Genomic DNA, 12553 nt, shown 5'->3' with positions numbered 1-12553 from the left:
GCTAGCCAAATAAAGTTCGTAAGCGGGCATCGCTTACCCGGCCGTCAAATCCCGCCGCCGCCCGTTCGGCATACAGCGCGCGGTCCTCCGGCGACACGGCAGCGGCTTCCTTGTCCCAGTCGACCTCGACCAGCATCGCCTGCGGATCTTGGCGCAGCGCGCCGGCCGCCATCGCCAGCACGGTCAGTTCGGTATCGGCATAATGGCTGCGATAGCCGGGGTGAAACAGGTCACCGGCATAGTTGCCGCGTGCCCAATTGGTACGGACCATGCCGAACGCTGCCAGTGCCCCTGCCCATTTGCCGTCGTGAAACGCCAGCAGCCCGCCCTGTCCGGCGTCCAGCGCGCGCACCCCGTGCGCCAGCCATCCGCGCCCGGCGAACGCATCCTGCGCGACATAGGCAACGTACGGCGCATCCGTGCGGCGAAAGGCGGCGTTGGCGACCGCGATGAAGCCGCACCGCCGATCGTCGGCGACGCAGACGACGCTGATCGGCGTACCCGCGCGGCGGGCCAGCTGCACCGCCGACCGCTTCGCCGCCGCCACGTCGATATACGGCATCACCACCAGCGGCCGGTCGTCTCGACCGATCCGCGCCGGCAACGCCTCGGCACTGGCGAACACGACCTCGGCCGCAGGAACGGGCATGTCAGGCAAAACGGATCTCGCCCGGCGTCACCTGCCGCAGATAGCGTTGTGCCCATTGCCGGCCGTGCTGCTGCTGGAGATAGAGGCTGCGATAATTGACCCAGCATGCCGCCAGCCAGGACGACCGGTCGCGACAGGCATGGTCCTTCATCTCGCGCAGCAGCTTCTGGTGCACGTTCATCTCGTCCTCGGGGATCGGCAGCGGTAGCTTGAACCCCGACAGATGCGCGCCGGCGGTGCGCAGGAACAGCGGGAACAGCCGTTCGACGATGAAGGGCATATAAGTGCAGCCCTTGTGCACCATGCGGTCGTCGGCGGCGGTGCTGTGCAGTGCGGCCTTGTCCCCGGCCGACAGATTGGCGTCGGCGCGCCGGATCGCGCCGCGCACGAACGGCAGATAGGCCGACCAGAAGGCCGGCGTGCCGACGAAATAATTGGCGGTGGAATACTGGTTGGACGGGTCGATCGTGTCGACCGCTTCCCCCGGCAGCCCGGCCGCGACCAGAAAGGCCCGCGACAGCTCCACGAACCGGGGATGCGCGGTTTCGCCCTGCACCCACAGATTGTGGTAGATACCCTCATGCTGCGGATGCGGGTTGCAAAAATAGACGTCGTGACCCGGATGGGCGGCGATCAGATCGAACAATTCGCTCCCGTCCAGCCCGGTCTTTTCGGTAAAACGCCACGACAGGGCACCCCATAACGCCGCACCCTGCACATGCGGCGAGATCGACAGCCGTTCGAACAGGTCGAATTCGAGATATTCGGTCGCCGGCCCGCGATTGTCGAGCGGGATGAAGCGCGGGTCGCACACGCTGCGATGCCAATCCTCATAATGGATCTGAAAGATGCGCGGCGGTTCCCCCTGCATCCCCTGATCGCGAACATCCGGCATCGTTAACCACCTCGTGACCTCCGGGCGGTAGGATGCGGCGACATGCACACCATCTGCCCGGTCGAGGGACGTTAACCATGAAACTGATTGACAAACCGTCACCAACGCCGACGATCGGCTATCTGGGCGCGGTCGACGACGACCGGCAGGGACGGCTGAGCGGTTGGGCGATCACGCGACAGGGCGATCCGTGCGAAGTGACTGCCACCGTCAACGGCCGCAGCTTTGCCACCGCATCCGACCTGCCGCGCCCCGATCTGGCCGCCAAGGGCCAGTCGCGCGGTGCCGGCGGATGGCGGATCGAACTGGCCGACGCACTGGAGCCGGGGGAGAACCGTATTGATATCACCCTGCCCGACGGCACGCCCCTGTCGGGCAGCCCGCGCATGGTGATATGGACGCCGGCCCCCGCCGCCGCGCCTGCGCCGCGCCATCTGGGCGCGATCGACAGCGCCAATGCCCGGCTGCTGTCGGGCTGGGCGCTGACCGCGACCGGCGACCCGTGCGAGGTGACGATCACGGTCGGCGATGACGACCCGGTGACCGTGCTGTCGGAGGGGACGCGCGCCGACCTGGCGGCCAAGGGCATGTCGCGCGGTGCCGGGGGCTGGCACCTGTTCCTAGAAGGCCGGTTGATGCCGGGAGCGAACCGGGTCACGATCGCGCTGCCCGACGGTTCGGCCATGCCCGGCAGCCCACTGACCATCGAGGGGCCGCCGGTTGCGGCTCCTGTGCAGCCCGAAGCGGTTGAACCACCGGCACCGCCTGCGCCGATTGTCGTGCCTGCACCGACGAGCGCGGTCGTGACCGAACTTCCGCCACGCCAGCGGCCGGCAATGCCGTCGCTGGCCGAACTGGACGAATTGTCGCTCGACGATATCGCGCTGGCGGTCGCCAGCGGCCGGGTACGGGTCGACGCACCACCGCCCCCGGAACCGGTCGCGCCGCCGGTGATTGCGCAACCCGAGCCGGAGGCCGCGCCATCGCCCCGGCGGAGCTGGATGGCGCGGCTGCTGGGGCGGTAGCAAGCGGATCGGCCGATTGACCCTGCTTATTGCACGATCGACACCAGATAGGCCGCCCGTTCCGCCGCCCGGTCGGGATCGGGGTCGAGTGCGTGGACGCGGGCGATTTCGGCGTGGTGGCGTCCGGCATCGCTGCGTTCAGCGAAGGATGCCGCGTGCTGCCGGTGTCGGCAGAGCGGCTCGGGCACGAACACCGCGCCATGACCCGCCGCCGCCGCGCGCAGGTACAGCAGCCAGTCGAACGCGAAGTCCAGCGAGGCCAGCGCCGCCCGCTCGCGCTCTAGCAGCTCGGCAAGGACCGCGCGCCGCCAGACCACTGAACTGACCGACAGCACCGGATTGCGTATCCGCATTCCCGACGCGCGCAGCGTCGCCGCATCGATCGCGCCGTCCTGAACGGCGGGGCCAATCACCGATGCCGGATAACCCGAATGATCGGCGATCACCTGATCGTCGCCATCGATCCATTCGACAGCGGTAAAGGCATAGGCGGCGTCGGGCGCATCCTGCAACGCGGCGACGCAGCGGTCGAGCATGTCGGGCGCGATCCAGTCGTCGCCTTCGGCCAGATGGAGGAATTCGGCATCGCTGTCGGCGACGATCTGCCGCCATGTCGTGGGCAGATGGCCGCCATTGGCCGGATCGGCGCGGAAACCGAAGCCGAGCCGCGCGGCTTCGTGGCGCGCGGCGGCGGCGCTGCCATCGGTCGAAGCGATGTCGTGATAGGTGACACGCACGGGCGGCAGCGTCTGCTGCGCGATGCTCGCACAGCGCGATGCGGCGAAGCGGCCATGGTTGTGGCCGATGATCGCGACCTCCACGGCCGGGGGTGCGAGTACTAGTCCCAACAGGGCGCGGACATAGCCCGGCCAGTCGAACCGTTCCGCCGCCCACGCCGCACGCGCCTCCGACCGGCCCAGCGCCAGCCCGGCCTGCACCGCCGCTGCCAGCGATGCGACGTCCTCGCCATCGGCCAGCACGCCCAGATCGGTATCCTCGGCGATCAGGTCGCTGATCCCGCCGGCGTCGGCCAGCGCCACCACCGGCAGGCCGCACGACCATGCCTCGATCGCGGCGGAGGGCAGCGGGTCCTCGCGCGACGACAGCAGGAACAGATCGGCCGCCGCCATCAGCGTCTCGATCTCGGGACGGTCGGGCAGGTGCAGCAGCCATCCCGCCGCGACCAGCGGTTCGACCCGGTCGGCCAGCGCCTGTGCCGTCGCGGGGTCCCAATCGCCCTGCCACACGAACAGCATCGGCTCGTCGGCGGCGCAGGCTGCTTCGGCGGCGGCGACGAACAGGTCGATCCCCTTGCGCCGGTCGCCATAGCCCAGCGCGACGACGACCGCACGGTCGTCGTCCGGACCCAGCAGCGCGCGGCGTGCGGCATCGCGATCGATCCGCGCGACCCGGCGATACTGGCCCTGCGGCAACAGGGTGATCGCATCGGCGGGCACGCCCGCATCCTCGATCACCTGCGCGACCGATCGGGTGGAGGCGACGAAGCCGCGTACCACCCCCGCCGCCGCGCGCAGATCGGGCGCGAAGCCCAGCGTGTCGGCCATGGCGGGCAATTCGTGGATCAACGACAGGACCTTGAGCCCCGCATCGGCCAGTGGCTTGAGGGCCGGGGCCGACGCACCGCTATTGACGATCGCCGCGCCGAACCCGTCGCGTACCAGTTCCGCCGCGACCCGATCGACCGGGCGATGCGCATTGCACACGATCGTCGGCGCGACCGCCTGATAGTCGGGCAGCAGCCCGTCATAACCGGCATCGCCGCGCAACAGGACGAAGCGGACGCTCGCTCCCAGATCGGCGGTCAGCGTGCGACCGAGATGCAGCAGCAGCCGCTGCGCCCCGGCCGGAAAGGCATCATGCCCGACCAGCACGATCTTCAGCCCGCCGGCGTCCTCCTGCGGGTGCATCACCGCCTGTACGGTATTGAGATAGGCATAGCCGAAATGGCGATCGGGTTCGAGATAGGCGCCCTCGCCCCATTCGTTCCATGCGTTGATGCAGACAATCGGATCGTCGCTGTCCGCCTCCGCCGCCGCGACCAGCGGTTCGAGCCACTGGCGGAACAGCGCGGGCGTCGATCCGTGGATGACCGACGAGGCGCCTTGTCGGCGGCTGTCATTGTCCCATGACGGAAAGCACGCGCGGACCAGCGGATAGGGGGTCGGTTCGGCCAGATCGGCCAGCGCCGCCGCGACGAAGCGGTCGTAATCCCATACTTTCAGCGCCGGATTGCTGCCGAACGGGCGCTGCGGCATCGCCAGCGGCAGTTCGCGGCTATGCTTGTGCGGCGGAAACTCCATCGCCCCGTCAAGGTCGTAGACGCGCGGGTCGAGATCCTCGAAGGTCTGCGCCATCCAGATCACCGGGTCTTCGCCGAGCGTGCGGCAGGCTTCGCGGAAGCGCGCGATCCAGCCCATCGGATCGGGCAGGTGCCCGACGCGATAGATCACGAACAGCGGCCGCCCCCCGATCCGGCGATAGCGCGGGTCGGCGGCATAGCGCACCAGATCGGCGGCGACTTCGCCGGGCAGCGTGTCCGGGTAGCGCTGTTCGAGCAGGATCTCCGCCTCCGACCCGTCCCAGCGGCGCGACCACGTCTCGTTCGCCCAGATCAGGAAGAAACCGGCATCGAGCGACGGATCGGCAACGAAGCGATCGAGCGGCCGCTCGAGCAGCCGCTGGTCGCCGAAATGATAATAATAGAAGGCGAACCCGGCGAGGCCCGCCTGCCGCGCCAGCGCCACCTGCCGCGGCATGATGCGCGGGTCCTCAAGGTCGTAGAACCCCAGCGCCGAGGGGACACGCGGCTGATAATGGCCCGAAAAGCGCGGCGTGCCACGCACGACATTGTGCCATTCGGTAAAGCCCTCCCCCCACCACGCATCGTTTTCGGCGACGCGGTGATACTGGGTCAGGTAGAAGGCATAGACGTCGCATGCCCGCCGCGTGTCCGCGGCCGGGGGCGCGGCGTGATGTTCGTACAGCGGCGAGGGCCGGTGATTGGCGCGCACCTCCTCCTGCATCCGCTCGGCCGCCGAGGTGCGGTCGGTGCCGGTATCGTCGTCGCCGCCGCCCAGCAGCCGCCAGCGCGCCATCAGCGCGCGAAACGCCTCCGCATTGCTGCCCGACAGATGATAGCGTTCGCGCAGCGCGAACCAGTTGAAATCGGGCGAGGGCAGCCGCCCTTCATCGGCACCGACATGGACCCAGTGCCAATAAGGATCGACCCCGGCCGCGACCACATCCGGATTCTGTTCGCCATACCATGCCGCCGCGAAAAAACGGTTGGGATCGACCGGACGCCCGGCCTCGACCGCGCGCACATAGCCGACCAGCGCGGGCTCGTCGCGGCGACCGGCCCGCGCCCGGACGAAGGCGGGGTCGAGGCCGATCATCGGCTGATAGCCGTCGCCGTCGCCGACCGTCAGATAATGCGCCAGCAGGCAATGCCCCTCGGGCACGCGACGCAGCTGTCCGCGATACCAGAGGGGATCGAAATAGGGCGACGGCGCGCGGTTCTCCGCCTCGCCCTGCACGATGTACTGCGCCAGCAGATCCTCTTCGCCGGCCAGATCGGGATTGTTCCGGGCGTAGAAGGCGGCGTCGAACGTGCGCGTGGCGCGGATCAGGCGGTGGAACTTGCGTTGAAGCGGGGTCATCCGGATGCCGAGCGAGAGGGACAGGGTCAGGCGGGTTGCGCGATCAGCGCCGCGATCTGACGCGCGAGCGTCGGATTGCGGCCCCGGGTGCGCGCATGGGACAGCACATGGCGCTGCGCGAACAACGGCCCGCCCGATGGCGGCCCGATCACGCGCACGCCCAGATGATAGGCCTCGACGGCGGTCAGTCCGGCGGCATAGGGGGCGGTGTTGACGATCGCCCGATGCCGCGCGACCGCCGCCAGATAGGCGTCATGACCATCGGGGGTGACGACCGCCGCGATCGATACCCCGATCTGCTCCAGAACGCGGCGCACCCGCTCCAGCGTGGCGCCATAAGCATAGCGGCGATCGATCAGCGTCACCTCCCGCACGTCTTCGGGCCAGAGCGGGCGCAGTGCGTCGGTCACCTTCACCGGATTGCCGACCAGCGCGACCCCGGCCTTGGGCAGGTCGCGCAAGGCGGCGATGCCGGCGGGCGGGGTATAGTCGCAATAGCCGCGATCGATCTCGACCAGCGGTTCGGCATAGAACGCGCGCGAGGTCGCAGGCGATTGCCATTTGTCGCCGATCCATCCGTCGAACGCATCCAGCCCGGTGGTGGCGGACTGGCCACCGATCCAGGTGAAGGCCCGCGCCGCCGGCCGCGCCGACAGCGCCGACAGCGCGCCGACGTCGCTCCACCCGCCCAGATCGAACACCACGTCCAGCTCGGCAGCGACCAGACGGTCGGTCAGCGCCTCGGGCGGCAGATGGGCGACGTCGTGCCATTCGCCGGCAAGGGCACGGAATTGCGCGGTCGCGGCATCGTCGCGCGTGCCCCGCTGAAAGATCACCAGATCATGCGTCGCCGCCAGCGCGGCCCAGGTCGAGAAGGTCAGGAAATAGACCGGCGAGGCGGACAGCAACGGCGAGATCAGCCCGACCCGCCGCCGCCCGCTGCGCAACACCCGGACGGGAGCCGCCGGGCGTTGCAGATGGGTCCGCGCGAAGGTCCGCAGTCCTTCGCTCAACGCCGCCGGGGCAAGGGCACCGGTATAGAACGCCGCCATCAACCGCGTCAGTTCGGCATCGCTTGCCCAGTCGGGATCCTGCGCGACCCGACCGGCCAGCGCCGCCGCATGCGCGGCATCGCCGAAGACGTTGAGGTGCAGGTCGGCCAGTCCCATTAGCGCCGGGGCGCTGGCCGGATCCTGCGCCAGCACCGCCTGCCACTGCCGTTCGGCTTCGACCGGCTGTCCGCCGTCGCGCGCGACGCGGGCGAGCAAGGCCCGCGCCTGCCACAAAGCGGGCTGGATCGCGACCGTGCGCGCGGCGGCCTCGGCCGCCCCGCGCCGTTCGCCTGCGGCATAGCGTGCCAGCGCGAGATTCTGCCAGATCGCGGCTTCGGCCGGACGCGCCTCGGCGGCGCGTGCGAACAGCGCCGCCGCCGCCGGCCAGTCGCCCGCATCGCGGCGTGCCTGCGCATCGGTCAGCAACGTGTCGATCGGGTCCATCGCCCCCGTCCTGCCCGCGTATGCGACCGCCGGCAATGATCAGTTCCCCAGCAGAAAGGCTTGGGTCGCCGCCATCGCATCCTCGGGTGCCGCCCCGGCCAGCAGCTGGAGGTTCAGATAGTTGATCGAGAGCGTCGTCGCCGCCTGAACATAGGCGTTCTTCACCTCGAACACCGTCTGGATCGCGTTGACGACATCGACATTGGTGCGCACGCCGCCTTCATAGCTGCGGCTGTTCGCTTCGACCGACAGTTCGGCGGCCTGGATCGCCTTGGCATTGATCGCCAGCGCCTGCCGCCCGCCATCGACCAGCGCGTGGAGCCGTTCGAGTTCGGTGCGGGCGCGTTCCTCGACCTGCCGCCGTTCCTCGTACGAGCGACGGACCGTCGCATTGGCCGCCCCCACCTGAAAGATCGATGCGGCGTTGAGCGGTGCCGACAGCGACAGGCCGACATAGCTGTCGGCCAGTCCGTTGCGCCGGGTATAGGTCGCGCTGGCGCCCAGCACCGGAAAGATCGATCCACGCACCCGTCGCGCTTCGAGCTGGTTGATCCGTTCGGTCTGGCGCGCCGCCTCGATCTGCGGATTGGCGGTTTCCTGCGTGCCGAGATAGGCATCGACCGGGTTGAGCACGACCGGACCGAAGCGTTCGGGCAGGCGGAACGCATCGACCGGCACCGGCTGCCCGGTGATCGAACGCAACCGCGTCGACGCCGCGATCAGATCGCTTTTCAACAGGATGCGGTTGGCCAGCGCCTGTTCGTAGCGCACCTCGATGTCGCGGGCGTCGGTAACGGTGCCCTGGCCTGCCTTGTACAGCCGGCTCGCCCGCTGCGACTGGGTGCTGAACGCGGAAATGCGCGCATCGTTGAGCGCGATCGCCTCGGTCGCCTTGATGATGTCGGCGACGGCAGTCATCGTGCGCGTCGCCAGATCCTGTGCGCGCACCTCCAGCGTCGCGTCGGCATAGGCGCGGCGCGGGCGGCGCTGCTTCAGCGTGGCGAGGCCCGACATGCTGACGATCGGCTGCGTCACCGTCGCGACGTGACGCGCGCCGCCTTCGGTCGGGATGTTGTTATAGGTGTAGCTGGCCTGCGGGAGATAGGCGGTGATGGTCTGACCCGCCGTTTCGCGGTTCACGTCGCGCTCGGCGATCGCCGCCTGAAAGGTCGGATCGTTCTCGCGGCCGAGCGTGTAGGCGGACACGAGGTCGATCTCGCCGGGCGCGCGCACCCGCCGTTCGCCGGGTGCCGGCGGCCCCTGCACCTGCGGATCGACCGGTCCGACCGCCTCGGGCGTGTTGCCGAGCGGTGCCTGCGGCCCGGAAACCGGCCGCTGCGGCACCGGCGGCACATCGGGCGAAAACGACGTGGCGGGGGGCAGCGGAAAGCTGGTGACGCGCCCGCCCAGTGCCGGTTGCGGCAGCGCCGGGCTGGAAGGGACCCGATCGATCGTCACCGGTGGCGGCGCGGTGCCGCCCGACGTCGCGGTGCTGCCCTGTCCGGCGGCGCTGCTCATCGGCACCGGCGGCACGCTCACCCCGCCGGTCTGGGCGCGGGGGGCGGCTCCGGCGGGATTCATGGTTAATGCGATGGCCGCTGCGAGGGCGGTCGCCGGCAGGCGATGCGATGACATGGAAATCAGTCCTTGAAAGCGCGCGCGAACTTGTCGGCCAGCGGCTTGAGCAGCCACGACATGAAGGTGCGCTCGCCACGCTTGGCGATCACGTCGGCGGGCATGCCGGGGCGCAGCTGGTTGTCGCCCAGCTCCTTCAGCGCGTCCGGCCCGATCTCGACCTGCGCGAGATAATAATCCTCGTTCTCGCGCACTTCCTCGCCGGGCTTGGCCTTCAGCTTGTCGATGCCGACCGACTTCACCGTGCCATGGACGACGGGGGTGATGGCGGCGTTGAACGAGGTGAAGCGGACATCGGCGGGCATGCCGACATGGACCTTGTCGATCGAGGCGGGTGGCACCTTGGTCTCGACGATCAGCGCGCCGTCCGACGGCACGACTTCCATCAGTACCTCGCCGCCGTTGATGACGCCGCCTTCGGTAAAGACCTTCAGGTTGACGATCGTGCCCGCGACGGGCGCCCGGATCTCGCTCAGCGACTGGTTGAAGCGCGCCGCCGACAGCTTGGTGGCCAGTGCCTCGCGGTTCTTCTGGAATTCGGTCAGCTCCTTGGCGACCTCGCTCTGGAACTGCGACTGGGTCTCGGCCATCTGCGCGCGGATCTTGCCGACATCGGCCTGCGCGGTCTGCAGCGCTGCTTCCTGATCGACCTTGTTGCGCAAGGTGGTGTTATACTGCGCCTTGGGCACGAACCCGTCCTTGGCCAGCGTTTCGACGCTGTGCAGCTCTTCCGACAGCGTGCCCAGCTGCACCCGGTGCGATGCGACCGCACCCGACAGGCCGGCGATCTGCGCGCTCAGGCCGCGTGCCTGTTCGGCATATTGCTGACGGCGGGTGGTGAAGAAGCGCTGTTGCAGCATCTTGGCCTCGGCGACCTCGTTCGGGCTCTCGCGTTCCAGCGCGGCCAGTTCGGGGTCCCAGACGATGCCACGGCCGAGCAGCTCGGCCTTGGCGCGGCTGACGCTGACCAGCGTGTTGATATATTCCTGGCGCAGGTTGGTGAGCGTCGCCTCGGTTTCCAGCGGGTTGATGCGCAGCAGCACTTGGCCTTGGCGCACCTGTTCGCCTTCGCTGACCAGCACCTTCTGCACGACGCCGCCGGTCGGATGCTGCACCGCCTTGCGATAGCCCGCGACCGTCACCGTCCCGACCATGTTCGACCCGGCATCGATCGGCGCGGTGATCGACCAGATGAAGAACGCGCCGACCGCCGTCACGATCAGCCAGGTACCCCGGCGGCGGACGGTCGATTCCTCAACCGCGACCGGCTCCAGCCCACGCTCGGCGAGCCGGGCGGGGTCATAGGGGTTCCAGCTGCGCTTCAACCGGGCGGCCCAGCCCCCTGCATCGGTTACCGTTGCCATGTCGTCCGTTTCCTTCAGGCGGCCTGCGGCGTGATCGGGGCGACCACGACGGGCTTGGGGGCGGGCTTCGGGTCTTCCGCGCCGGTGCGCACGGTGCGCACCGCCGCGATCATCTCGGCCGCCGGGCCGAAGCCGACCTGCCGGCCCTGACGCAGCACCAGCAGGTTATCGACCACGCTCATCAGGCGCGGGCGGTGGGTGGTGATCGCAAAGCTGGTGCCGCGTGCCTTCATGGCGGTGATCGCCTTGAGCAGCGCGGTCTCGCCCACTTCGTCGAGGTTCGCGTTCGGTTCGTCCATCACGACGTACGCCGGGTCGCCATAGAAGGCGCGGGCGATGGCGAGGCGCTGGCGCTGCCCGCCCGACAGCTGGAACCCGGTCTTGCCCAGAAACGTGTCATAGCCGTCGGGAAAGGCGAGGATGGTGTCGTGCATGTCGACCAGGCGCGCGGCGGCGATGACCTTTTCGCTGTCGACCTCGCCCAGACGCGCGATATTCTCGGCGACGGTGCCTTCGGGAAACCGGATTTCCTGCGGCACGAAGCCGATATGCGGCCCCACCTCGTCATGGTTCCATTCGTTCAGTTCGACGCCGTCGAGCCGGACCGATCCGGCGGCAGGCTTCCACACGCCGACCAGCAGCCGGGTGAGCGAGGTCTTGCCCGATCCCGACGGACCGATGATCGCCACCGCCTCGCCCGGGCGGATCGTGAAGCTGACGTCGGTGACGACCGGACGGGTCGCACCCGGCGGGGCGGCGGCGGCGCCGATCACATCGAGCCGGCCGGTGGGCGCGGGCAGCGCCATGCGTCCCGCGCTCCGGGCTTCCTCGGTGAGGAGGATGTTCAACCGGTCATAGGCGGCACGCGCCTGCACGATCTGCGGCCAGTTGCCCATCAGCCGCTGAAGCGGCGAGACCGCGCGCGAGATCAGCATCGACGCGGCGATCACCATGCCGCCGGTGATCTCGCCATTGATCGCCAGCCATGCGCCCAGCGCGATCTGGAGCGAGGGCAGCGCCTTGTTCAGGAATTTCGACAGGCCGCCGGCGATGCCGCTGGCCTCCGATGCGTTGACGGACATCTGCAAGAACTGCCGATGCCGATCATGCCACCGCCGGCGCACCGCCGGCAGCATGCCGAGCGCCAGCGTCGCATCGGCCTGCGCCAGGCCATCGGCGGCGACCGCCTGCGATTCCGTATTCTCGTCGTTCGCGGCCTTCAGGATCGGCGAGGAAATCTTCTGGGTGAACCATGCCGATACCAGCATCAGCACCACCGCGACCGCGATGAACGCCGCCAGCCATGGGTGGAACAGCGCACCGACGATGATGAACACGATCGCGAACGGCGCGCTCATCAACGCGAGGATCGGTTCGCCGGTCATGAACTGGCGGAACGACACGACGTCGCCCATCAGCTGCTGGACATTGACGTTCCGCCGCCCAACCGAGCGACGGAACGAGGCGTCGAACACGTCCGCCGCCAGATCCCAGTCGGTCCGCAGCGAGATGCGGATCAGCAGCCGGGTCCGCATCCATTCGAGCGCCGACCAGAACAGATAGACGCCGACGATCAGCAGCGTCAGCGAGACGAGCGTGACGCCGCTGCGCGTGCTGATGACGCGGTCATAGGCGCTCATCATGTACAGCATCGGCGCGACCGCGAGGCATTCGGTGATCGCGGTAAAGAAGAAGACGAGGTAGAAGGAGTGGCGACATGCCTTGAGCAGCCGTGCCACCGGCTTGTCCGCCGCGCGAAGCGGTCCGCTGCTGCCCTGTCCGTCCGTGGCCATTCACCTGCGCCTTGCC

Annotated in this window: 8 protein-coding genes; 1 reads left to right on the top strand and 7 read right to left on the bottom strand. The window is 68.8% G+C overall.

Features of this window, described 5'->3' with window-relative positions; genetic code table 11:
* Position 1 precedes the first annotated feature (1 nt).
* Entirely contained in the window at positions 2–649 is a 648-nt protein-coding gene (locus tag ASE90_RS11840; RefSeq protein ID WP_056000648.1) for a hypothetical protein, read from the bottom strand.
* Position 650: 1 nt separating this feature from the next.
* Positions 651–1544, bottom strand: a complete 894-nt coding sequence (locus ASE90_RS11835; RefSeq protein ID WP_056000646.1) for a hypothetical protein — start codon at positions 1542–1544, stop codon at positions 651–653.
* Between the two features lie 77 nt (positions 1545–1621).
* On the opposite strand from ASE90_RS11835, the gene ASE90_RS11830 reads away from it, so the two are divergent.
* The gene (locus tag ASE90_RS11830; protein ID WP_056000643.1) at positions 1622–2569 is read left to right on the top strand and encodes a hypothetical protein; all 948 of its coding nucleotides are present in this window, start codon (positions 1622–1624) and stop codon (positions 2567–2569) included.
* Between the two features lie 26 nt (positions 2570–2595).
* Here the strand turns inward: ASE90_RS11830 and ASE90_RS11825 are convergent, their stop codons facing one another.
* The 5 genes from ASE90_RS11825 to ASE90_RS11805 are packed head-to-tail and all read right to left on the bottom strand — an operon-like array spanning position 2596 to position 12537.
* Entirely contained in the window at positions 2596–6249 is a 3654-nt protein-coding gene (locus tag ASE90_RS11825) for a glycoside hydrolase family 99-like domain-containing protein (protein WP_056000639.1), read from the bottom strand.
* A gap of 26 nt (positions 6250–6275) precedes the next feature.
* On the bottom strand, positions 6276–7745 hold the full coding sequence (locus ASE90_RS11820; RefSeq protein ID WP_056000636.1) for a hypothetical protein: 1470 nt from the start codon (positions 7743–7745) through the stop codon (positions 6276–6278).
* A 39-nt stretch (positions 7746–7784) separates the two neighbouring features.
* Positions 7785–9326 (bottom strand): TolC family protein, encoded by a 1542-nt coding sequence (locus tag ASE90_RS11815; RefSeq protein ID WP_162235085.1) that lies wholly within the window; start codon positions 9324–9326, stop codon positions 7785–7787.
* Between the two features lie 59 nt (positions 9327–9385).
* Complete coding sequence (locus tag ASE90_RS11810) at positions 9386–10744, bottom strand: HlyD family type I secretion periplasmic adaptor subunit (RefSeq protein WP_056000630.1); 1359 nt, start codon at positions 10742–10744, stop codon at positions 9386–9388.
* A gap of 14 nt (positions 10745–10758) precedes the next feature.
* Complete coding sequence (locus tag ASE90_RS11805; RefSeq protein WP_056000627.1) at positions 10759–12537, bottom strand: type I secretion system permease/ATPase; 1779 nt, start codon at positions 12535–12537, stop codon at positions 10759–10761.
* Positions 12538–12553 lie beyond the last annotated feature (16 nt).

Origin of the sequence: Sphingomonas sp. Leaf67, from assembly GCF_001421965.1 — a bacterium.
Taxonomy (GTDB): Bacteria; Pseudomonadota; Alphaproteobacteria; order Sphingomonadales; family Sphingomonadaceae; genus Sphingomonas.
This window is presented reverse-complemented; position numbering and strand designations above follow the sequence as displayed.

Coding starts and splice junctions, on each gene's coding strand:
- ASE90_RS11840 (WP_056000648.1), bottom strand. CDS start 649: ATGCCCGTTCCTGCGGCCGAGGTCGTGTTCGCCAGTGCCGAGGCGTTG.
- ASE90_RS11835 (WP_056000646.1), bottom strand. CDS start 1,544: ATGCCGGATGTTCGCGATCAGGGGATGCAGGGGGAACCGCCGCGCATC.
- ASE90_RS11830 (WP_056000643.1), top strand. CDS start 1,622: ATGAAACTGATTGACAAACCGTCACCAACGCCGACGATCGGCTATCTG.
- ASE90_RS11825 (WP_056000639.1), bottom strand. CDS start 6,249: ATGACCCCGCTTCAACGCAAGTTCCACCGCCTGATCCGCGCCACGCGC.
- ASE90_RS11820 (WP_056000636.1), bottom strand. CDS start 7,745: ATGGACCCGATCGACACGTTGCTGACCGATGCGCAGGCACGCCGCGAT.
- ASE90_RS11815 (WP_162235085.1), bottom strand. CDS start 9,326: ATGAATCCCGCCGGAGCCGCCCCCCGCGCCCAGACCGGCGGGGTGAGC.
- ASE90_RS11810 (WP_056000630.1), bottom strand. CDS start 10,744: ATGGCAACGGTAACCGATGCAGGGGGCTGGGCCGCCCGGTTGAAGCGC.
- ASE90_RS11805 (WP_056000627.1), bottom strand. CDS start 12,537: ATGGCCACGGACGGACAGGGCAGCAGCGGACCGCTTCGCGCGGCGGAC.